Annotated in this window: 22 protein-coding genes; 10 read left to right on the top strand and 12 right to left on the bottom strand. The window is 61.3% G+C overall.

All coding sequences use genetic code 11. From position 1 onward, the window contains the following. The first annotated feature begins 13 nt into the window (after positions 1–13). Together ACNAZS_RS09390 and ACNAZS_RS09385 are read left to right on the top strand one after the other, a co-directional pair. On the top strand, positions 14–1,750 hold the full coding sequence (locus ACNAZS_RS09390) for an IlvD/Edd family dehydratase (RefSeq protein ID WP_415788510.1): 1,737 nt from the start codon (positions 14–16) through the stop codon (positions 1,748–1,750). 112 nt (positions 1,751–1,862) lie between these two features. Then, a complete protein-coding gene (locus ACNAZS_RS09385; protein ID WP_415788508.1) occupies positions 1,863–2,840 on the top strand; it encodes an amidohydrolase family protein in 978 nt (325 codons plus the stop codon). Between the two features lie 86 nt (positions 2,841–2,926). On the opposite strand, the gene ACNAZS_RS09380 is transcribed toward ACNAZS_RS09385, so the two are convergent. Next, on the bottom strand, positions 2,927–3,802 hold the full coding sequence (locus ACNAZS_RS09380) for a LysR family transcriptional regulator (RefSeq protein WP_415788505.1): 876 nt from the start codon (positions 3,800–3,802) through the stop codon (positions 2,927–2,929). Between the two features lie 136 nt (positions 3,803–3,938). Between ACNAZS_RS09380 and ACNAZS_RS09375 the strand changes: the two genes are divergently transcribed. Then, positions 3,939–4,928, top strand: a complete 990-nt coding sequence (locus ACNAZS_RS09375) for a 2-hydroxyacid dehydrogenase (RefSeq protein WP_415788502.1) — start codon at positions 3,939–3,941, stop codon at positions 4,926–4,928. 235 nt (positions 4,929–5,163) lie between these two features. On the opposite strand, the gene ACNAZS_RS09370 is transcribed toward ACNAZS_RS09375, so the two are convergent. Both ACNAZS_RS09370 and ACNAZS_RS09365 read right to left on the bottom strand, forming a co-directional pair. Then, positions 5,164–5,580, bottom strand: coding sequence for a DUF411 domain-containing protein (locus tag ACNAZS_RS09370; RefSeq protein ID WP_415788500.1), 417 nt, complete (start codon positions 5,578–5,580; stop codon positions 5,164–5,166). A 61-nt stretch (positions 5,581–5,641) separates the two neighbouring features. Further along, positions 5,642–6,577 (bottom strand): LysR substrate-binding domain-containing protein, encoded by a 936-nt coding sequence (locus ACNAZS_RS09365; protein ID WP_415788498.1) that lies wholly within the window; start codon positions 6,575–6,577, stop codon positions 5,642–5,644. Positions 6,578–6,699: 122 nt separating this feature from the next. On the opposite strand from ACNAZS_RS09365, the gene ACNAZS_RS09360 reads away from it, so the two are divergent. The 5 genes from ACNAZS_RS09360 to ACNAZS_RS09340 all read left to right on the top strand — a co-directional run bounded on the left by ACNAZS_RS09360 (position 6,700) and on the right by ACNAZS_RS09340 (position 11,456). Then, a complete protein-coding gene (locus ACNAZS_RS09360; protein WP_415788496.1) occupies positions 6,700–7,677 on the top strand; it encodes a Bug family tripartite tricarboxylate transporter substrate binding protein in 978 nt (325 codons plus the stop codon). A gap of 3 nt (positions 7,678–7,680) precedes the next feature. After that, a complete protein-coding gene (pcaD, locus tag ACNAZS_RS09355) occupies positions 7,681–8,463 on the top strand; it encodes a 3-oxoadipate enol-lactonase (protein WP_415788494.1) in 783 nt (260 codons plus the stop codon). A gap of 56 nt (positions 8,464–8,519) precedes the next feature. Then, entirely contained in the window at positions 8,520–8,927 is a 408-nt protein-coding gene (locus ACNAZS_RS09350) for a carboxymuconolactone decarboxylase family protein (RefSeq protein ID WP_415788492.1), read from the top strand. A gap of 141 nt (positions 8,928–9,068) precedes the next feature. Then, on the top strand, positions 9,069–10,025 hold the full coding sequence (locus ACNAZS_RS09345) for a Bug family tripartite tricarboxylate transporter substrate binding protein (RefSeq protein WP_415788490.1): 957 nt from the start codon (positions 9,069–9,071) through the stop codon (positions 10,023–10,025). 48 nt (positions 10,026–10,073) lie between these two features. Beyond that, positions 10,074–11,456, top strand: coding sequence for an MmgE/PrpD family protein (locus ACNAZS_RS09340; RefSeq protein WP_415788488.1), 1,383 nt, complete (start codon positions 10,074–10,076; stop codon positions 11,454–11,456). A gap of 49 nt (positions 11,457–11,505) precedes the next feature. Here the strand turns inward: ACNAZS_RS09340 and ACNAZS_RS09335 are convergent, their stop codons facing one another. From ACNAZS_RS09335 to ACNAZS_RS09295, 9 genes are all read right to left on the bottom strand, one after another. Beyond that, positions 11,506–12,273: a GntR family transcriptional regulator gene (locus ACNAZS_RS09335; protein ID WP_415788486.1), complete on the bottom strand. Its 768-nt coding sequence runs from the start codon at positions 12,271–12,273 to the stop codon at positions 11,506–11,508. A 21-nt stretch (positions 12,274–12,294) separates the two neighbouring features. Then, positions 12,295–13,647: a class-II fumarase/aspartase family protein gene (locus tag ACNAZS_RS09330; protein WP_415788484.1), complete on the bottom strand. Its 1,353-nt coding sequence runs from the start codon at positions 13,645–13,647 to the stop codon at positions 12,295–12,297. A 66-nt stretch (positions 13,648–13,713) separates the two neighbouring features. Beyond that, entirely contained in the window at positions 13,714–14,676 is a 963-nt protein-coding gene (locus ACNAZS_RS09325) for a Bug family tripartite tricarboxylate transporter substrate binding protein (RefSeq protein WP_415788482.1), read from the bottom strand. A gap of 30 nt (positions 14,677–14,706) precedes the next feature. Further along, positions 14,707–15,375, bottom strand: coding sequence for a 3-oxoacid CoA-transferase subunit B (locus ACNAZS_RS09320; protein WP_415788480.1), 669 nt, complete (start codon positions 15,373–15,375; stop codon positions 14,707–14,709). Then, positions 15,372–16,043: a 3-oxoacid CoA-transferase subunit A gene (locus ACNAZS_RS09315; RefSeq protein ID WP_415788478.1), complete on the bottom strand. Its 672-nt coding sequence runs from the start codon at positions 16,041–16,043 to the stop codon at positions 15,372–15,374. The genes ACNAZS_RS09320 and ACNAZS_RS09315 overlap by 4 nt, the downstream gene beginning before the upstream one ends. 37 nt (positions 16,044–16,080) lie before the next feature. Then, a complete protein-coding gene (locus tag ACNAZS_RS09310; RefSeq protein ID WP_415788476.1) occupies positions 16,081–17,250 on the bottom strand; it encodes an acetyl-CoA acetyltransferase in 1,170 nt (389 codons plus the stop codon). Next, positions 17,247–17,666 (bottom strand): Zn-ribbon domain-containing OB-fold protein, encoded by a 420-nt coding sequence (locus ACNAZS_RS09305; protein WP_415788474.1) that lies wholly within the window; start codon positions 17,664–17,666, stop codon positions 17,247–17,249. Before ACNAZS_RS09305 ends, ACNAZS_RS09310 begins: the two co-directional genes overlap by 4 nt. Positions 17,667–17,689: 23 nt before the next feature. Beyond that, the gene (locus tag ACNAZS_RS09300) at positions 17,690–18,592 is read right to left on the bottom strand and encodes an SDR family oxidoreductase (RefSeq protein WP_415788472.1); all 903 of its coding nucleotides are present in this window, start codon (positions 18,590–18,592) and stop codon (positions 17,690–17,692) included. 362 nt (positions 18,593–18,954) lie between these two features. Next, entirely contained in the window at positions 18,955–19,974 is a 1,020-nt protein-coding gene (locus ACNAZS_RS09295) for a LacI family DNA-binding transcriptional regulator (protein ID WP_415788470.1), read from the bottom strand. A gap of 161 nt (positions 19,975–20,135) precedes the next feature. Between ACNAZS_RS09295 and ACNAZS_RS09290 the strand changes: the two genes are divergently transcribed. Continuing rightward, entirely contained in the window at positions 20,136–21,011 is an 876-nt protein-coding gene (locus ACNAZS_RS09290; RefSeq protein ID WP_415788468.1) for an isocitrate lyase/PEP mutase family protein, read from the top strand. Positions 21,012–21,104: 93 nt separating this feature from the next. Then, positions 21,105–22,076, top strand: coding sequence for a Bug family tripartite tricarboxylate transporter substrate binding protein (locus ACNAZS_RS09285; RefSeq protein ID WP_415788465.1), 972 nt, complete (start codon positions 21,105–21,107; stop codon positions 22,074–22,076). Positions 22,077–22,196 lie beyond the last annotated feature (120 nt).

The following is a 22,196-nucleotide window of genomic DNA, read 5'->3' as shown; positions in this document are numbered from 1 at the left end:
CGACTGAAGCAAGATGAGCAAAAAAAGCAGCGAATCCTCTCAGGATGAAGCCCGAGGCCTGCGCAAGGGCCTCACCAGCTACGGCGATAATGGGTTCTCGTTATTCCTGAGAAAGGCCTTTATCAAGGGCGCCGGTTATACAGACGGCGCGCTCGATCGCCCTGTGATCGGTATTGCCAACACGGGCAGCGCCTACAACCCCTGTCATGGCAATGCGCCGCAGCTCATCGAGGCCCTCAAGCGCGGCATCATGCTGGCGGGTGGGCTCCCGATGGATTTCCCGACGATCTCCATCCACGAGAGCTTTTCCTACCCGACCAGTATGTATCTGCGTAACCTCATGTCCATGGATACCGAGGAACTGATACGCGCGCAGCCGATGGATGCGGTGGTGCTTATCGGCGGATGCGACAAGACCGTGCCGGCTCAACTCATGGGAGCCGCTTCAGCCGATATTCCGACCATTCAACTGGTTACGGGATCAATGCTTACCGGTTCACATCGCTCCGAGCGGGTAGGCGCGTGTACCGACTGCCGCAGGTATTGGGGTAAGTACCGGGCCACCGAGATCGACGATCAGGAAATTTCCGACGTCAACAACCAGCTTGTGGCCAGCGTGGGAACCTGTTCGGTCATGGGAACGGCCAGCACCATGGCCTGTATTGCCGAAGCGCTGGGCATGACGGTGCCCGGTTGCGCGACGCCTCCGGCGGTGACGGCGGACCGGATGCGGATTGCGGAACTGACCGGCACGCAGGCCGTCGAGCTTGCCAAGCAACGGCTGAACATTTCAAAGATCCTGACGGCGGACGCATTCGAAAATGCCATGCGTGTGTTGCTGGCCATCGGCGGCTCGACCAACGGCATCATCCACCTGACGGCCATCGCCGGCCGGCTTGGCCTGGATCTCGATTTAAAGACGCTGGACCGCATGGGGCGTGACACGCCGGTGCTGGTGGACCTCAAACCGTCCGGCCAGCATTACATGGAAGACTTCCATAAAGCGGGGGGCATGGCCACGTTGCTGCGTGAACTCAAGCCGTTGCTCAAACTCGACGCGTTGACCGTAACCGGACGCACGCTTGGCGAGGAAATCGAACGCGCGGGGCCTGGATTCTCGCAAAGCGTGGTCAAGACGGTGCAGAATCCCATTTACCCGCAGGGAGGCATTGCCGTTCTGTCGGGCAACCTGGCACCGGAAGGCGCGATCATCAAGCAATCGTCGGCCGACGCCACGCTCATGGAGCATGAGGGGCGTGCCGTCGTATTTGAAAATGCCGAGGATCTCGCCGACCGGATCGACTCCCCTGAGCTGGACGTCACTGCCGAAGATATTCTTGTTCTGAAAAATATTGGCCCGAAGGGGGCACCTGGTATGCCGGAAGCGGGATATATCCCCATTCCGAAGAAACTTGCCTCGCAGGGCGTCAAGGACATTATCCGTATCTCGGACGGTCGCATGAGCGGCACGGCTTTCGGCACCATCGTTCTGCATGTCACACCCGAGGCGGCGATCGGGGGAACGCTTGCCTACGTCCGCAATGGCGACCGCATTCGCCTGAGCGTGAGCAACCGAGAGATTGCTTTACTGGTGTCTGACGAGGAACTCGATCGCCGTCGGCTCGAACAGCCGGTGACACCGCCCACTGCTGCTCGTGGTTACAAGAAACTCTTCCTTGACACCGTGACTCAGGCGGATAAAGGGGTGGATTTCGATTTTCTGCGCGGTGTACCGGATCAATCGAAATGAGGCGCGAACACCCGAACATGGTGGTGCGTGGCCGAGAGGACAGAATGAGGGGCTGTATGTAGTGCGTATGCCGTTTAGCGCACCTGCACTACGATAAAGAGGAGACATCAGCATGACTAACTTTAACGATAGGCGAGCGTGCTTGAAGACATTGAGTGCGTTGACAGTAGTTGCCGCGGGTGGTCTCGGTGCTAGCGGCTGCGCTCAGTCCAGCTTTAGGCGTACGACGCTGGCCGATCCGGTGAAATGGTCGACGGGTCTAGAGTTGCCAAAAACTCAAGTCCCTCCAAAGGCGACCGATTGCCATCATCACATTTATGATTCGCGTTATCCCTTCGCGCCTGAGGCGACGCTACGGCCCGGCGAGGCCACGGTAGCCGACTATCGTGCGCTGCAAAAACGCATTGGAACGAGCCGGAACGTGATCGTGCAGCCGTCCTCCTACGGGGTGGACAACCGCCTGCTGGTAGAGGCACTTGGGCAATTTGATGGTCAGGCGCGAGGTGTTGCCGTCGTAAATACCAAGGTCACAGACATCATGTTGCAGGAATTGCATCAAGCGGGCGTACGAGGTATTCGATTTAACCTGTCGCCTCCAGGCACGACGACGCTGGATATGGTCAAGCCACTGGCGGCGCGTGTGGCTAAACTGGGATGGCACGTGCAGATCAATGCCCCGGCCAACTATCTCCTGGAAAACCGTGCGACGTGGAGCGATTTGCCCTGTCCCGTCGTGTTCGATCATTTGGCCCATATCCCCAAACCCGATCCGTTGCAGAGCCCTGTTTTTGCTATGGTTCGCGAATTGCTGCAACAGGGGCGTGCCTATGTGAAGCTGTCGGGTTTTTACTTTGATTCTCAGGTAGGGGCGCCGTCATATTCGGATAACGTTCTGGTGGCGCGTACGTACGCACGCGAGGCTCCTGATCGTGTCGTTTGGGGTAGCGACTGGCCTCATCCTACCGAGCAACCCAACAACATTCCGAACGACGCGACGTTGCTGGATTTGTTTGCACAAGCCGTGCCAAATGAGGCCGCGCGCAACCATATTTTGGTCGACAACCCGGCTGTGCTCTATCAGTTTAATTGAGTGGCAGGGGGTAAAACACCTCAGGATAGGCCGATGTGCCTTGTGGCGCGTCGGCCAGTTGATCTGAAAATCAGCGGCAACGGTCCTTAATTTTGCACGCTAAAAATCGCCTTGGCATCTTCCAAAATCGACGCTGCCGTCTTGGCATGGTGGCCTTGTATGTTCCAGATTAAGCCGTTTCTGCGTACGGGGGCTCGTTCTGGCAAGGGGACGCGGGTGACATCCAGCGATTTCCACATCGACGACCAATCGGGGATCAGGGATACACCGAGCCCCTCGTGGACGAGCGAGACAATGGCCAGCAAGCCATCAATCTCCAGGCGCTGCTTTACCTGAATATGATGATCGCGCAGATAGCGGTCGGCTAGCTGGCCACCGTAGATGTTTCGGTCGTACCGGACAAACGGCTGTGTGGATAGCAGTTCATGGGCATCGCAACCCGCAAGATGCGTTGGCGCCACGACGACCAAGGGCTCTTCCATGAATGGCCGCCAGACACAGTTCTTGGGGATGGCGAATTGTGGCTCCACGACGATGGCGGCGTCGAGTTCACCATTAGTTACTTTGCTGCAGAGATTGACGGATCCACCTGGCGTCACAAATACGGACGCGTCGGGGTGTCGTTGATACAGGCGTTTGAGGATCGGGGGCAGTACGTTGGTCAGCGCGGAGACAAAGCAGCCAAGACGCAGTTCACCAGGCTGGTCGCCATCGACCGCAATCGCACGCAGATCGCGAATATTCCGGATAACGGCCTTGGAGCCTTCGAGAATCCGCATGCCACTGTCCGTCGGCTTGACGGAATGTCCGGAACGCTGCACCAGCTTTACGCCCAAATCCCCTTCCAGCGCCTTGATGCGCGCAGCGATGGCGGCTGGCGTCAGATCTAGCTTTCGTGCTGCTTCGGCGAATGAGCCCGCTTCGACGACAGCGACGAAACTTTGTATGTACTTTATGTCCATGATGCTAGGCCCGATCGTACTGAAAACAAAAAAAATTATGTGTGAAATATGACATGAGCGGCTTCGGGCTCTGCGGCAACTGTTTCATACTTATGGTCCTGACCAGCACTATGCTACAACGCTCCTGCTTTGATCCATGACAACCCACTCGTTTTCTGGAACAGCCCAACCTAGGGAAAACCACGACTTCACCAGCCGCGAGCTTCCACCGTTACTAAAGATTGGTGTATTTCCGCCATTAGTAGACAAGCAGATCCGGTCGATATTTACGCTGCTCGATGAGCAGGAACTCGATCAAAATCCGTCACAAGCAACAAAGATCGGCGGCATCATCACCCGCTCGAACTATCGGATTTCCACCGAGCTGATCGACCGTTTGCCAAATTTGCGCATCATCACGACCAACGGCGTTGGCTACGACGGTATTCCCGTCGACTACGCCAGGCAGAAAAATATCGTTGTCACCAATACGCCCGATGTCTTGAACAAAGCGGTGGCTGAACTGGCGATAGGCCTATTGCTTGCCCTGCTGCGTCGTATCCCGGTCGCCGACCAGTTTGTGCGTACCGGCGCCTGGGCGCAGTCACCATTCCCGCTGGGAACCAACTTGGCGGGCAAGAAAATAGGAATCGTCGGGCTGGGACGTATCGGCAAAGAAATCGTTCAGCGGTTGGTGCCTTTCGATGTAGACGTGAGCTATTACGGACGGCGCAGCCAGGACGTGCCATGGACGCATTTTGATTCGTTGGTGGCCATGGCGACTCACGTTGACGTGATGACTCTGTCGTGCCCGGGCGGTAAAGCGACGCATCATCTCGTTGACGCTGCCATACTAAAAGCCCTGGGCGCCAGTGGAGTCATCGTCAATATCGCGCGTGGCACAGTGATCAGTGAGACGGATCTATGCCAGGCATTGGAAGCAGGCACCATCCAGGGAGCCGCGCTCGACGTGTTCGAGTCGGAACCTCTGGACGATAGCCCATTGCGGCGTTTCTCAAATGTGATTTTGTCGCCGCATATCGGCAGTGCAACCGTCGAAACACGACGCCAGATGGCGGAGCTGGCGATACAGAACCTGGTTTCTTTTTTTCAGACAGGCAAAGCGATCACGCCGGTCGTGGCATAACACGAACGGCCACCGCGCCGCACCATTCGAACGAGCGACGACGGCAACTTGGCGATAGCGACTGCGGGCAATAGATTAAGAAAGCCGTTTCTGCAATTGCACTGCCCCTTAAAATTGAATACCTGTTCCAACCGTTGGGGTGCAGTTCACCAATGCAGCGCGGTTTTTTGTTTTGTGCACATTAACGCATCGACGATGATGGATTGCACTATCCATTCGTGCCCCTCTACGAACACTAATCCCTGGAAAATGGCTTGCCGTTAAAGTCGACGGTAACCAGATTCCCGTCCAACTCTCCCATCCCTGGAGAGTTGGACGGCATACCAGGCGCCGCAACACCTCTGACAGACGAATCTGCCAAGAGCTTACGCACCGCATTCGCAGGTACATGACCCTCGATAACCTGCCCGGTGCCCTCCACAACACCCGTATGGCACGAACCGAGCGCCACCGGCACGCCAAGCTTCTGCTTGATCGTGGCCATTTCGGCCGTCTTGATCGCCTTTACTTCAAAACCGGCGTCACGCATATGTTCGACCCAACCAGAACAGCAGCCACAATTGGGGTCCTGGTAGGCGGTGATGGCGTGGTCCTCTGCGTGCGCAAAGAACGATACGGCTGTCAGGGCAACAACGGTGAACCAGCGTTTCATGAACAAAGCTCCATAATTGAATGAGGTGACGACGCGTCAACAAGTGTAGCCAGGCAATGCCCTAGCTTCGCGGGTTAGGTGCTGATTTCCCGCGCGACCACTCCAGATGGTCGCGGGCCGACGATTTCGCTACGCCCCGCACAATTGAAGCAAACGCCGCTACGGCCGGCGCGCGTGGCTGGCCGTCCACCCAGATCAGGCCGGGCATGCGCGTCATCGTGGGCGCTTCCAGGGGGATTGCGTACAAGCCGTCGCGACCGCGCCAGGCGCTGCGCGAGACAATGGCTGCGAGCGCCGTCTGCTCGACCAGCGCGAGGATCGCGGCAAGCGACACCATCTCGATCACCACGAACGGCTGTGCTCCCACTGCCGTGAAAGCCTCGTCGATCTGCTGGCGCGTGGTGAACTTGCGCGGCGGCAGGACCAGCTCGCGCCGATGTAGTTCGGCCATGCGCACGCGCCGGCGACGCGCAAAAGCGTGCCGCTCGCCCACGACCAATATCATTTCCTCGGTATACAGCGGCTCGAACACAATGCCTTCCAGCACCAGCGGCCGATAAGCCAGGACAAGATCGAGCCGCTGCGCCCGCAGGCCCGAAATCAATTCATCACCAGTCTCTTCTTCTACCAGGATGTGTACCGAAGGGTGATCCTCCGTGAACTGCGCAATGCAGCGCGGCACGACTTCCATATTCAGCGTGGGTGTCGTGCCGATCCTCAATTCACCCGACAGGTCTTTATTGAGGGTATTCATCAACGCGATGCCATTGTCGATCTCGGCCAGTGCATTGATTGCCTTGGTCAAGAACAGTTCGCCGGCAGCGGTGATGGTGACTCGCCGGTCGGATCGGTCGAACAGGCGTTGGCCCAATTCGTCTTCGAGCTGGCTGATCTGATGCGAAAGCGTCGACTGGGTCACGTGTACCTGAGCGGCTGCCTGCGTGAAATTCAGGCGTTCGGCCAAGGCTAGGAAATACCGCAAATGTCTCAATTCCATGCCGTGAGCGTCCCGCTATCGATGAGGTCGATAGAGCCGAACGAAATTCGTCATTTGCCGCCCCAGGGGCCGCTCCCTATCATGGTTCATCATAAAAATTTCGCAGAAAAAAGGACAGAGACATGCAAGCGTTACTGGGCCGCGCCGCAGCGCTGGGACTGAGCCTGGGACTACTGGCCGCAGGGCCCGCCCAGGGCACCGGATACCCTGATCGTGCCGTGACCATTGTGGTGCCGGCCGCGCCCGGAGGCGGCGGCGATTTCACCGCCCGGTTGCTGGCCGACGGCCTGACCGCAGCGCTTAGCCAGAGCGTCATTGTGGAAAACCGGGCCGGCGCCAGCGGCAACATCGCCGCTCAATATGTAGCACGAAGCCAACCGGACGGCTACACCTTGTTATTGGCGTATTCCGGGACTCACGTCGTCAACCCGGTTCTGTTTGACAAGCTGCAGTGGGATCCCATCAAGAGTTTCGCGCCGGTCGCGCTGACCATCACCGCTCCGCAAGTCATCGTGGTCAACAACGACCTGCCCGTCACAACCCTGAAAGCGCTGGTCGACTACGCCAGACAACACCCCGGGGAAATCAACTACGCATCGTCGGGGGTCGGCACGATGCAGCACATTGGCGCCGAGCTATTGGGGCTGCGCACTGGCACGCAGATGACCCACGTCCCGTACAAGGGCGCGGGTGCGGCGATGACGGATTTGCTGTCGGGCCAGATCGGCCTGTTGGTCACCACGCCGCCGGCCGTGGTCGGGTACCTGCGCTCAGGCTCGCTGCGAGCGCTCGCGATCGCCAGCAAGCGGCGTCATCCGATGCTGCCCGACGTGCCCACGACGGCGGAAGCCGGCGTCCCTGATGTCGAACTTGACGCCTGGTTTGCACTTTATGCCCCGATCGGCACGCCGCAAGCGGCGATCGATCGCTTGGCGGCGGCTGTCAAGACGGTCGTAGAAAGCGACAACTTCAAGCAGCGCGCAGAGCAGGCGGGAACCTATGCGACTTTCATGGGACCGGACGAACTCGGCGACTTTACCCGCTCGGAACTGAAATACTGGTCGGATGCCATCGGGCAGACCGGAATCAAGGTGGAGTAAGCCATGCCTTTTCACCATACCGCCGGCATTCGGCTCTTTTACCGCCTGGACGGCCATCCCGACCGCCCTCTGCTGGTATTGGGCAATTCGCTCGGCACTGATGTGTTCATGTGGGAACCCCAGATGGAGGCGCTCACGGCCCATTATCGGGTGCTGCGCATCGATACCCGGGGGCACGGCGCCAGCGACGTCAAGCAAGGCGACGCCCGTATCGAAGACTTGGCGCGCGACATACTGGACGTGGTCGATGCCCTGCAAGCCAGTCAGTTCGCATTCTGCGGACTGTCGCTAGGAGCCATGGTTGGGCAATGGCTAGGTATCCACGAACCCGCGCACCTCAGCAAACTCGTGCTGTCGAACGCATCGGCGCATCTTCCCCCGCGCGAATCCTGGTCGGACCGCATCACCCTGGTCCGGCGCGAAGGCATGGCCAACCTGACGGATGCCGTGATGGCGCGGTTCTTTTCACAAGACTACCGCGACAGAGACGAGCCGTTCTTTCACTCGATGCGCACCAGCTTTGCCTCGATGCAGGCCGAAGGCTATGCCGCCTGTTGCGCCGCTGTGCGTGATGCCGATTTCCGTGCACACCTGCCGCACATCGCCGTGCCCACGCTGGTGATTGCCGGGGCGCTGGATACAGCCACCCCTGCCGACGCTCACGGGCAGCCGCTGCGCGAGGGCATCCCCGATGCCCGGTGGGCGCTGCTGCAGGCGGGGCATATTGCCAATGTCGAACAGCCGGAAGCTTTCAACCGTGCTGTTCTGGATTTTCTGCGCGGCTGATGAAGCCGTTGCATCCCTTCCCTTTTTCACCAACGAACCTGACCTGGAGATTCCACATGGCAGACCAGCTTTATGAAGACGGCATGAAAATCCGCCGCAAGATATTGGGTGACGCTCACGTCGATCGTGCTAACGCGCGCATCACCAACGTAAGCCGTGAATTCCAGGACTTTATCACCCGCTATGGCTGGGGTGAAATCTGGACACGGCCGGGTTTCGATCACCGCACCCGCCGCATCCTGGTTTTGGGCACCATGATGGGATTGGGTCGATGGGAAGAATTTCGTATGCACCTGCGCGCCGCTTTGCAGGGAGGGATGTCGCTGGCCGACATCAAGGAAATATTCCTTCAACAAGCCATCTACTGCGGCCTGCCGATCACCAACACGGCCTTCCACCATCTTGAGGAAATCATGACGGAACTCCAGGCCGAAGGAGTCTCGATCCAGGGTCAGGAGGACTAGAGCAGGACAAGACGTCGCGTCATCAAGGCGGTACCGCGTGCTGTCCAGCGACGACGATAGGGCTTTCCCCCTTGTGCTGGCGGCACAAACCCATAACGACAGCAAGTGCCCAAGTGCACCTGCACAAGGAGGAGACAAGCCATGTACATCAGATCACTCATTGGACTGACGCTGGCCTGCGCACTGGCCGCTACGCCGGCGGCGCAGGCCCAGGACGCCCCCATCCATATCATTGTCCCCTTGGCTGGCGGCGGCGGCACGGATGTGCTGGCCCGCGTCATCGCCGCAAAAATGCGCGACAGCCTGGGCCAGAATGTGATCGTGGAAAATCGCGCAGGCGCGGCGGGCAACATCGGGGCCGACGCTGTATACCGGGCGGCGCCCGACGGACACACCCTGCTGTTCACCCAGCCGGGTCCCCTGGTCGTGAACCAGTGGCTCTATGCCAAGTTGGGTTTCAAGCCCGAGCGCTTCGAGCCGATCGCCATGGCCTCGTCGCAAGACATCATGCTGGCGATCGGACCACAGGTCCCGGCCAAGACGCTGCCCGAACTGATTGCCTACGCAAAAGCCAACCCCGGCAAACTCAACTACGGTTCCAGCGGCGTGGGCAGCGCGCCGCATCTGGCCGCCGAGCTGTTCCAGTCCATGGCCGGTATAAAAATGGAGCACGTTCCCTACAAGGGCAGTTCGGAATCGATGAATGCCACGCTGGGCGGCCAGGTGGATCTGACGTTCTTCGCCTTCAGTTCGGCCTTGCCTCATGCGCGTGCCGGAAAGCTGCGTGCGTTGGCGGTAGGCGGTGCCAAGCGCAACCCGCAGCTGCCAGAGGTGCCCGCCATCGCCGAAGTGCTGCCTGGCTACAATGCAGCGTCATGGACGGGTTTGGTGGCCCCGCCCGGAACGCCTGAATCAGTGACCAAGCGGTTGGCACAAGCGATGCAGCATGCGCTGAAAGAGCCCTATGTGCAGCGTCGCTTGATCGATGCGGGCGATGAACCGGTATTCATGACGCGCGATGAAATGGACGACTACCTGGCGCAAGAGCGCAAACGCTGGCACAAAGTGATCCAGGCGGTCGGCATCAAGGCGGAATAGCGCCTATCTGCCGCCCGTCTTGATCCATCATATTGAAGGACTGGAGACATGCCGTCTTTGATCGAAGACGTGGCCCGCCATGTGGCAGGCATACGCTATGCTGAGATGCCCACCGAAGACGTCGCGAGCATCCGCCGCCTTGTGCTAGATACCCTGGGCTGCGCCGTCGGCGCGGCACATTGCGGGCCTGCACGTGAACTATCGGGGTGGCTGCGGCAGCCGGCCGGACCGCAAGACATGGCCACGCTGATCGGCGACGGCCGTGTCTGCAGCCTCGACAGCGCGATCTTGTTCAATGGTGCCCTGGTCCGATATCTTGATTTCATGGATGTGTACTGGTCTCGGGACATCTGCCACCCAAGCGAGAACATTCCCGTAGCCCTAGCCGCCGCCGAGGCCGCGCATTGCGACGGCCGCCAACTGATAGAAGCGATCGCCGCTGCCTACGAGGTGCAGATACGGCTGGCCAACGCGTTTTCGCTGCAGGACATGCACATGCACCACGTCAGCGCGGCGGGATTTGTCGCGCCCCTGGTGCTGGGCAAACTCTGGAAATTGCCGGTCGAGCAGTTGGCGCATGCCTGTGCGCTGGGTGGCTTCCGTCACCTGACATTGGCCGCGCTGGTCGAAGGCCAGCTGAGCATGGCTAAGGCAGTGGGTTATGCATTGCCCGCCTCGGAATGCGTACTGACGACCCGGCTGGCCGCACAGGGTTTTACAGGGCCGCTCGAGGCCCTGGAAGGTTTGTGGCGCAGCGGCCGCGCGCAACACGCACCCAGTTTGCGCGACGCGCTCGACTTATCTGCGGGCACAGCCCAGGCAAGCAAGGTAAGTCTGAAGCAGTTTCCCGTGCAATTCGGGCTGCAGGCTCCCATTGAAGCCGTACTGAAATTGCGCCACGAGCTAGGCGATGCCGCGAAGGAAATAACCGCGTTGCAGGTCGACGTGCCCGAGAAGATCTGCCGCAGCACGGCGGACCCTGCGAAGTTCAGGCCCGAAAACCGGGAAACAGCCGATCACAGCCTGCCCTGCTGCGTGGCGATGGCCTGGCTCGATTCACGCCTGGATGCCCATCAGTTCGAAACAGGCCGTTGGCGCGACCCCGACGTGCTCGATCTGATGCAGCAGGTGCGCGTTGCGCCTGCCCCTGACCTGGAAGAACGCTGGCCGCAGGGCCGCCCAGCCCGCGTCACCTTGCACTTGCGCAATGGCTCGGTCCATACGCATACGGCGCTGGTCGGCATTCCGTTGGGCGATGCCCGCCGGCCCATGAGCGATGCCGATGTCGAGCGTAAATTCCTGGCCCTGGCCGAGCCGATATTGGGTCCGACACGCGCCGACCAGGTGATAAAGATGGTGGCCGCTCTGGATGAGTTGCCCGATGTCGGTGCGCTGTGTCGGATATTGGCGCCACCCGGCATGGACCGCTGATCGGCCTTGCGGACAGGCCGGTGCCCAACGACGCACCGGGCCCATCGTCTCAGGGATTGGGGCTGGCCTGGCGCTGCAAGACCGTGGTGTAGCTGAATCGGTCTGCAGGCTGCACGCTGATCGCCACCTCGAACAAGGCCCCGGACTGGTCGTAGTATTCGCGCACGAACTCCAGGGCATGGGCTCCGGTCTGGGCACCGAGCTTGTCGGCCAGCTCTGCCGGCACGCCGACCGCCCGTACCGTCTGCCGGACCTCCTTGACCACGGTGCCCGTCGTCTCGCAGATCAGATCACATATCAGGCTCTGGCTGCGGCGCAACAGGTTCCGGATACGGGCACCGTCGGCGGCCCGGACATACACATGCGACCAGGCCAGCGGATAGGCCGGCGCAACGGGACTCATGCGCGACGTCTGGATTTCGGTCCAGCGGGTGCCGGGCGGACATCCCAGGCGGGCACTCATGTCCAGGTCGATGACCAGATTGCGCACGCTGTGGATCACGCGCTGCGCGTCGGCGCCGTACTGCACCAGCTCTTCGAGCGTGGAAATGGTGGGGCCGTACTCGGGGCTACGTGGCACGGCGGCCTCGACGCGGGTGCCGGCTCGCTTGCGGCGTGAAATCAGGCCCAGCGTCTGTATCTGGTCGAGCGCCGCACGCACCGTACCCCGGCTGACACCGTACTTTTCGGCGAGCTCAAGCTCGCCGGGCAGACTGGTGCCGACGGGGTAGACTCCAGACGAAATGTCATTGAGCAACAGTTTCGTCAACGCAACGTAGCGCGGTTCCATCGGGCCATCCTTCTCGGACCAGTTCATTGGCAAGCCGCGATTTTATCGTCATACCGTGGGCAAGCCAAAGCTGCGCATGCGGTCGACCATCTGCGGAGCCGCACCCAAGTAGTTGGCAGGATCGCATAGGCGGTCGATAGCGGCACGATCGAGATGCTCTGTGATGCGCGGCTCGCGAGCCAGCACGTCGGCCAGGGGTCGCCGTTCGGCCATGGCCAAACGGCAGGCATCGTAGACCACGTCGTGGGAAACCTGGCGTCCCAGGTGCGGCGCCAGGCCCATCATCACCGCCTCGGACACAATCAGGCCGCCAGTCAGATCCAGATTGCTGCGCATACGCTGCGTGTCGACCTCCAGGCCGCCAAGCATGAATTTCGCCTGGCGCAGCGCACCCGCGGTCAGCACGAATGATTCGGGGATCGCCGACCACTCGATATGCCAGGGGCCGGTTGCACGCTCGAAATCCTGCACCATGGCGTCCAGCGCCAGGCCGGCGTGCTGTCGCACGGTCTTCGAAGCACTGAGCATGAGCTCGCAGGAAATGGGATTGCGCTTTTGCGGCATGGTGCTGGATGCGCCGCGGCTCTTGACGAAAGGCTCAAAGGCCTCGGCGATCTCGTTGGTCATCATCAGCATGATGTCCAGCGCGATCTTGCCCAGCGCGCCGGTGACCAGGCCCAGGAACTGCACGGTCTCGACCAGGCCGTCGCGCGCGACGTGCCAGGTGACGGGCGATGAGTGCAAGCCCAGATCGCGCATCAGTGCCTCGTGCACCGCAAGACCCTGATCGCCAAGCGAAGCCAGCGTGCCGGCCGCGCCGCCAAACTGGCCAATCAGCGCGCGCGGGCGCAACTGGGTCAGCCGCTCGCGATGGCGGCGCACCATCAGCAACCACACCGCAACCTTGTACCCGAAGGTGACGGGCAACGCGTGCTGCAAATGGGTGCGGCCGGCCATCGGCGTGTCGCGATAGCGCAGTGCCAGCGCATCGAGAATGTCATCCAGCTCGGCCAGGTCGGCCTCGACCAGAGCCAGCGCATCGCGCACCTGCAACACCGTTGCGGTGTCCATGATGTCTTGCGTGGTGGCTCCCCAGTGCAGATATTCGCCTTCGGGCCCACACATCCGCGCGAGCTGACGCACCAGCGGCAGGATGGGATAACCCACGATCTCGGTCTCGGCCTTGAGTACGTCCAGGTCCAGGCGTGCAGCGTCGGCGCGAGCGGCGATGGCGTCTGCCGCAGACTGCGGAATGATGCCAAGGCCGCCCTGCACGCGCGCCAACGCCACCTCGGTCTCGACATAGCGGCGCAAGGTGGCCGCGTCGTCGAACACGGCGCGCATGGCGGCAGTGCCGAACATGTCTTTGAAAATGGAGGATTCAATCACAGAAATAGGCATGGTATGCGTGCGGTCCAGATGCGGAAAAAGGCCGGCGCTGTCCCGCGGACTGCGCCGGCTCGAGGGTTACTGAAGCTTGATGCCGGCGTCCGTGATGACTTTGGCCCAGAACGTCGTTTGCTGCTTGATGTAGTCCATGAAACCCGAGGGTGTGGACGCCGTAGGGATATAGCCGAGATCCTCCACGGTCTTGACGAACTTGGGATCCGCCAGCGACTCGGATACGGCCTTGTTCAGCACGGCGATGATGTCGTCGGGCGTACCGGCCGGAGCCAGCAGGCCATACCAGCCCTGTACCTCGTAGCCGTCCAGGCCGGCTTCTTGCACGGTGGGCGTATCGGGCGTCAGCGCCAAGCGCTGCGGGCTGGTGACGGCCACCAGGTGCAACCTGCCCGCCTTTGCCAAGTGCAGCGAATCCGGGCCGGCAAACACCGCATCGACCTCGCCGCCCATTGCCGCCGTTACCGAGGGGCCGCCCCCCTTGTACGGCACGTGCAACAACTTCACGCCGGCCGTCGTGGCGAACAGCTCGGTCGCCAGATGACTGGTATTGCCATTGCCCGCCGAGGCCACCGATAGACTTCCCGGGTGCTCTTTGGCATATTGGATGAATTCGAGCACGGTCTTGGGCGCGAACTTGGGATTGGTGTAAAGCGCCAGCGGCAGCTTGGCCACCATCGATATGGGGGTGAAGTCCTTCACCGAGTCGTATGGCAGGTTGGCGTACAGGCTCGGGTTGATCGCGTGGGCGGCCAGCACCATCACCATGGTGTAGCCATCGGGCTTGGCGCGCGCCACGTACTGCGTGGCAATGGCTCCACCGGCTCCTGGTTTGTACGACACCACCACCGGTACGCCCAGCCGCTCCTGCATGACGGCAGCCAGCGGCCGAGCCACGGCGTCGGCGGTACCGCCGGGCGGATACGGAATGATCATCTCCACGGCGTGCTCGGGAAATGCCGCGGCGCAGGACGCTGCGGAAAATGCCAGCGCGACGGCGCCGAGCAGGTACTTGAATGGCTGCTTCATGGTTGTTGTCTCCCTTGTGCGAGGTTTTTTTCAAATAAAGAACAGTTGATCGGAAAAACTCAGCGGCGCGTCGGTGGCGGCCCGTAGCATTTCGCGCGTCAGGCCCTCGGCCATAGCTCGCACCACGAAACCCCGTTCATGATCGACGTCGATAACGGCCATGTCTGTGTAGACCACGTCGACCGAGCCCTTTCCTGTCAGGGGGAACGTGCAGGCACGCAGCAACTTGGGCCGGCCGTCGCGGGTGGTGTGCTCCATCACGACGATGACCTTGCGCGCGCCGGCCACCAAATCCATGGCACCGCCGATGCCAGGCACGGCCTCGGTATCATCGGTAGCCCAACTGGCGATGTCACCTTCGCACGACACCTGGAATGCGCCGAGGATGGTGGCATCCAAGTGGCCGCCGCGCATCATGGCAAACGACAAGGACTGATCGCTGATCGAAGCGCCCGGAATCAATTGCAGGCGCCCCTTACTGGCGTTGATGAGATCCTCGTCGCCCGCGTCGCCTGGCGTGACATCCTCAATACCCAAGATGCCGTTCTCGCTATGCAGGATGATCTCTTTGGCGGGATCGAGATACTTGGCCACCAGCGTGGGCATGCCCAATCCGATGTTCACGTAGCTGCCCGCAGCGATGTCCGCGGCCACCAGTTGCGCGACACGGTCGCGGCTCAGTTTCTTTGTGTTGTTCATAGTCCGCTGTCCTTGCGCACGACTCGGCCGACGAAAATGCCGGGAGTCACGATGGTATCGGGGGCAATGAGGCCCAGGGGCAGGATGTCGTCGACCTGGACTATCGCGGTGGTCGCCGCCATGCACATCACCGGCCCGAAACCGCGCCCGGCCAGGCGATAGGTAAGGTTCCCCCAACGGTCGGCGTGATAGGCCTTGACGAGCGCAAAGTCCGCACGCAGCGGCTCTTCCTGTACATAGCCCTTGCCTTGGTAGATGCACTGCGGCTTGCCCTCGGCGATGGGCGTGCCATAGCCGGTGGGGGTGTAGAACGGCCCAAGCCCGGCGCCGCCGGCACGCATGCGCTCGAGCAGCGTGCCCTGAGGCACCAGTTCCAGTTCGATTTTTTTCTGCCGGTACAGTGCCGTGAACACGTCGGCGCCCGACGATTTCGGATAAGTGCAGATCATTTTGCGCACGCGTCCCGCGGCCAGCAAGGCGGCCAGGCCGGTCGTGCCGGTGCCCGCGTTATTGCTGATCACGGTCAGGTCGGTGGCGCCGTGCTCGATCAATGCGTGCAGCAACTCGCGCGGCAGACCCGAATCGCCGAAGCCCGTTACCATCACCGAAGCGCCATCGCCGATGCCTGATACGGCATCGAGCAGGGAAGGAGAAATCTTGTTGATCATGTCTATCGTTTACCTATGATGAGCCGCGGATGAGTTTTCATAACGTCGCCGCACTACCCAGGATGGCCGTGGACTGGCTGGACAGCGTGGCGCCATTGCCGTGCACCAGGGCCACGTCGACCGATTGCTGGCGCTCGCCGGCTTCGCCGCGCAGTTGGCGCACAGCCTCGATCACCAGGAATACCCCATACATGCCCGGATGGCCGAACGACAATCCGCCCCCATTGGTGTTGACCGGCAGCGTGCCGCCGGGCGCAATCGCGCCACCGCTGACAAAGCGGCCGCCCTCGCCCTTGGGGCAAAACCCAAGGTCCTCCAGGAACAGGATGGTGTTGATCGTGAAGGCGTCGTATAGGCAAAGCAGATTCACGTCCTGCGGCGACAAGCCCGCCATGCGCAGTGCACGCGGCCCCGACTCGGTGGCCGCGGTGACGGTGAGATCTTCCATGCTGGAGATCTGCCGATGCCAGACTGCGGTCGCATTGCCCAGCACATAGGCGGGCGGATGCGGCAGATCCCGGGCGCGATCGCTACGGACCAGCACAAAGGCGCCCGCGCCGTCGGTAAGCAGGCAACAATCGCGCACGGTCAGGGGATCACATACCATGCGCGCATCCAGCACGTCCTGGATGGACAAGGGATCGCGTGAGTACGCTTCGGGATTGAGCCGAGCCCATGCACGCGCCGCCACCGCCACCTCGGCCAGTTGCTCGCGCGTGGTGCCGTACTGCGCCATATGGCGTCCGGCCGCCAGCGCATACGCGCTGATCGGCTGCAGCGGCTCATAGGGCGTCTCGTAAGGCTGCGGATCCAATACCTGGCGCATTTTCCCTACCTCCGCACGATTGACTGCACCGGTGCGCTGAGTGCTGCCATAGCAGACCAATACGGCGTTGCACTCGCCCGCCATCAACGCCTGGACAGCAGGCAGAAGATGGGCCACGAAGCTCGAGCCGCCCAGCATGGTGCTGTCGATGAAGCTGGGCCTGATGCCCAGGTATTCGGCCACAGGCATGGCCCACATCGTCGCCGACGCGCTGCACGTGCACAGTCCGTCTATGTCGGACATGCGCAAACCGGCATCGGCCACGGCACGCGCCGCGGCCTGGGCCAAGATCTCCATTTCCGTATAGCCGTGCGCCGAGCCCAGTCCGGCCTGGCCGACACCGACTACGGCGGCGGCGCCGCGCAATGCGTTCCCGCTCATTGGGCGCCCTCCAGCAACTCGAACACCACCAGACTCTGTTCGCCCGCGCGACGCACTTCCCCGTGCACGCGGTGGCCTATGCGAGGCACGGCCGGATCGACGCCTTCGATCCGGCTCATCATGCGTACGCCCTCGTCCAGATCGACCAGGCAAAGATTAAGGTCCCCGCCGGCCTGCGCCGGGCGACGCATCACCGTCGTGGCATAGATCGTGCCCAGACCGCACGGCGCGACCCATTCGAACTCTTGTCCGGCGCAGGTCGGGCAAGCGATGCGCGGATAAAACACGGCCTGGCCGCAGCCGCAGCAGCGCGGAATACGCCACTGGCCTTCCTGCAAATAGCGGAAGTACGTCTGTTGCGGGCCGATCGGGCCCGGCTCCCCGGCGGTGCCGGCCATTTTTGCTTGCACTGACATAGGCGTTGTCTCGCGAATAGATTTCAGATGGGATCCCAGCTCACCACGTCGGGCGAGCGCTCCAGGGCATGAAAGCTGGCCTGCAAGGCCGGCATGGCCACCTGGGCAATGCTGCATGGCGTCCAGCCATCACTCATGTGCACCGAGCGCACCGGACGAGGCTGGCTGAACAGGAATATCTCGTTGGCGCGCACACCGAAGATCTGGCCCGTGACTGCGGCAGCCGCATCGCTGGCCAGGTACACGGCCATGGGTGCAATCTTGCCGGCGTCCAGCTTCTTCAGCTTCTCGATACGCGCCTCGGCCTCGGGCGTATCGCCCGGAATAGAGTCGGTCATGCGGCTCCAAGCAAACGGAGCAATGCAGTTCGAGCGCACGTTGTACTTCTGCATGTCCAGCGCGATGGACTTCGAGAGCGCCACGATGCCAAGCTTGGCCGCCGAATAGTTCGCCTGGCCAAAGTTACCGACCAGGCCCGACGTGGACGTCATGTGCACGTAGGCACCACCGTTTTGACGCCGAAAATGTGGTGCTGCCGCGCGACTGACGAAAAATGTGCCGTTCAGGTGCACGTCGATCACCGAGCGCCATTCTTCCTCAACCATGTTGTGAAAGTAACGGTCACGCAGATTGCCGGCGTTGTTGATGACCGCATCGATGCGGCCATAATGATCGAGCGCGCAGGCCACGATGCGTTGGGCGCTGCTCCAGTCCGACACGCTGTCGGCGCATGCCACCGCCGTACCGCCCGCCGCACGCAACTCGGCCGCCAGGCTTTGCGCGACGCCGCTGTCGCCGCCTTGTCCCGACAACGAAACCCCCACATCGTTGACCACGATGCGGGCACCGGCACGGGCCAATGCTTGCGCAATGCCCCGGCCGATGCCGCCGGCCGCTCCGGTAAGAACCACTACTTTGTCTTCCATGCCACCTATCCGATAGAAAGGCCAAGAACGATCCACCTCTATGCGGATGCCCCTGTTCCCATGTCCAATGCATTCATTTTATTTGTATGGACCTAATAATAAGTATGAACATATTATTTTGTCAATTCAAATGCTGTGGCGGATATGAGCGCAGCGCATGCGGGCCAAGGGAGTCCAGGCATGGCCGATGCCGGGGCGCACGGCCGACCGGCATGTCCCCAAAAAAGTTTTCCTTGTCGTCATACAATCATATCGATATCATCTGAGCTTGCAGAGGCGGCAGCACCCTGCCCGAGCAGGCAGCCGCGCTCCAGGTAAAGGCAATCGGAAAACAAGGAATGCAGCGTTACGCCGCCAAGAGATCAGGTACTGCCGCGCTGGATGACGTCGAAGCCCAGGTCAACTGCGCGCGATCCGGCGTACCTATCCATGCTGCGAGCGATGATTGCCTCGGCGCTGCGCACGCCGATCTCGTAGCGCGGAAAACGCACCGTCGTCAGTGGAGGAATCGTATGCTGCATCAGGTCGTTGTCATCGGAAGCTGCCACCGCGATGCGATCAGGCACAGCCAGGCCGCGGCGCTGGCATTCGAAGACCGCACCCGCGGCAAGCACGTCGCCAGCGAAGAACACAGCGTCCACGGATGGATCCGTATCGACGATTTGTCCCAGGGCCTGCGCGCCGCTTTTCAGGCCAGGCTCGACCTCGAGGATGAGCGACGGCGCCACCGACAAGCCCAGTTTGCGCAAGCGCGTGATGAAGCCCCGCCGCCTTTCACGCAGCCGGTCGTTATTGCGCACCGGCAGGCTGGCAAAACCCATGTTGCGATAACCCCGCCCGGCCAGATGTCCGGCCATCGCGGCGCCCGCTGCATAGTTGGAATAACTGACCGCGATGTCGATGGGGTTGGACACCAGGTTGCCGGTCTCGACGCACGTGATGGAATGGTTGTTCTTCAAGATCTGCACGGCACGGGGGGTGTGCCGCGTATTGTGCAAGATGAGGCCGCAGACGCGCTGCGCCACGTAGGCGGCGATCAGTTTTTCTTCTTGCTCGAGCGAATAGCCGCAATCGGAAATCATCAACTGGAAATCGTGACGTCCGAGCACGTCGGAGATCCCCTGGATCATCTCGGCATACAAGGCGTTGCGCAGGCTGGGAACAATCAGCGCAACCAGCGTGGTGCGGTTCGAGGACAAACTGCCCGCCACCCGGTTGGGCACATATCCACTTTGCTCGATGGCGAGGCGGACCCGCTCTTGTGTTTCGGGCGACACCATGCCGGGAGCGCGCATCGCCCGAGACACCGTCATTGGCGACACGCCCGCGAGACGCGCCACGTCTTTCATCGACACATCCGGATTGATTGCTTTCCTGCCCACTTCGTATCCCAGTGCGAATTGCGCGGCGAAAGGCCCAGCCGCCGATTCTACGACAAACTACGACACTTCCCGCCGCCGCGTCCGACTTGCAGCCCGATTTTTCCGCGCGAAATGATATCGATACCATTCGCGCTCGCCCTTTATCCACATAGGAGAATGCATTGAACCGTTCCGCCAGATTCCGCGCCCTGCTAAAGAAGCCGCCCTTTGTCTGCATGGGCGCACATGACGCCGTCACGGCCATGCTTGCCGAACAGGCGGGCGCACCGGCCATTTATATCAGCGGATTTGCCGCCTCGGCCATCCTGGCCGGCCAGCCCGACGTGGGCGTGCTGACACAGACCGAGATGTTCGAGCACATCCGACGCATCTGCCGCGTAACCACGGTGCCCGTATTCGCCGACGCCGATACCGGCTACGGCGGCCTGCTGGACGTGCAACGCACGATCCGGCTGTGGGAAGAAGCCGGCGCTTCGGTGCTGCACCTGGAAGATCAGGCCGTGCCCAAGAAATGCGGCCACTTCGCCGGCAAACAACTGGTATCCAAGGAAGAAATGCAGCAGAAACTGCGCGCCATGCTGGATGCGCGCACCGATCCGGATTTCTTCGTGGTGGCCCGCACCGATGCCATTGCCGTGACCGGATTGGCCGACGCGCTGGACCGCCTGGAAGCCTATGCCGCCGCTGGCGCCGACGGGTTGTACGCCGATGCGCCGGAAAGCGTCGACCAGATGCACGAGATCGTGCGCCGCCTCAAACCGTTGGGCAAGCCGATTCTCTTCAACATGGCCCGTTCGGGCAAGAGCCCCTACCTGTCGCTTGCGCAAGTCCACGACATCGGCTTTGACTACGCGCTTTGCCCCATCGAGCCGATGTTTGCCATGCACAAGGCAGTAAAGGAAATGATGGAGACGTTCATGCGCGAAGGCTGCGCAACCAATGCCGTCGCCGACCGCTTGACGAGCTTCGACGATTTCAACAGTTTCGTCGGGCTGGACCGGGCCATCGCCCGCGAATCGAAGTACGCAGCAAAGTAAGCAGCACTTTCTTCCAACCGCAGTACCACACGCGGCGCGCGACCCGGCGAACATCGATACGCCGGTGCAGCGCGCCCATCAGGAGACAAAATCATGAAACAGTGGTTGCCCATTGCAATTCTCGCCCCTGCCCTAGCGCTGGGTCCCGTCGTCGCCTATGCGCAGGACAGCGATTTCCCCAACAGGCCCGTGACCCTGATCGTGCCCTATTCCCCCGGCGGCGGCAGCGACAACATCGCCCGCGCCACGGCGCAGTTCCTATCGAACCACTGGAAACAATCCGTGGTCGTGGAAAACAAGCCCGGCGCCGACGGGCTAATCGCCACGCGCATGGTCATGCGGGAAAAACCCGATGGCTATACGCTGCTGATATCGATCCCGGCGATCGCAGCGTTGAAGTACATCAACAAAGAACTAAAAGACGATCCACTGGTCAAGCTGCGCCCGGTCAGCATGCTGGCAACCGGCCCCACCGGCATCGTGGCCAAGGGCGACACCGACATCAAGACCATCACGGACCTGAAGAAAACATGCAGCCAACCGAACGCCCAATGCAGCTGGGCCAGCGGCGAACCCTTCACGTTGCTGGCGGGCTCGGGGCTGGTGGATAAGATGGGGCTCAATGGCAAGATGACCAACATCCGCTACGCCGGCACGTCAGCGGCCATCAATGACATCATCGGCGGGCGCGTCACCATGGTGGTGACGGGCACCTCTTCGGTATTGCCTCACCACAAGGCCGGCACCATGAAGATCCTGGCGGTCAGCAGCGCCCAGCGCCTGCCGCAAATTCCCGATGTGCCTACCTACGCCGAAGAAGGATTGGGCGACGTCGAATTCACCAACAACTGGTATGGGATCTTCGCACCCGCCGACACGCCCGATGCGGTGGTCAAGCGCATTGCCGATGCGATGAAACTTGCGGCCCAGGATCCTGGCGTACTGAAGGTGCTGCAGCCGCTGTTGATCACGCCCGTGGGCAATACCCCAGAAGAGTTCACCAGCATCGTGGCGCGGGACCAAAAGACCGTGGACAAGTTGTCGGATAGATTGCAGGCCCAGTAGCGTCGGAAACCGGCAGGTGGTCCGCCCTACCCCAGCCGCAGGCCCGTGGCCTTGATGATCTTGCCCCACTTGTCCATCTCGGCCTGGATAAACAGGCCGAAGGCCTGCGGCATGCAGGCT

The sequence above is a fragment of the Bordetella tumulicola genome (assembly GCF_965138755.1).
In the GTDB taxonomy this organism is placed as follows: domain Bacteria; phylum Pseudomonadota; class Gammaproteobacteria; order Burkholderiales; family Burkholderiaceae_B; genus Bordetella_A; species Bordetella_A tumulicola.
This window is presented reverse-complemented; position numbering and strand designations above follow the sequence as displayed.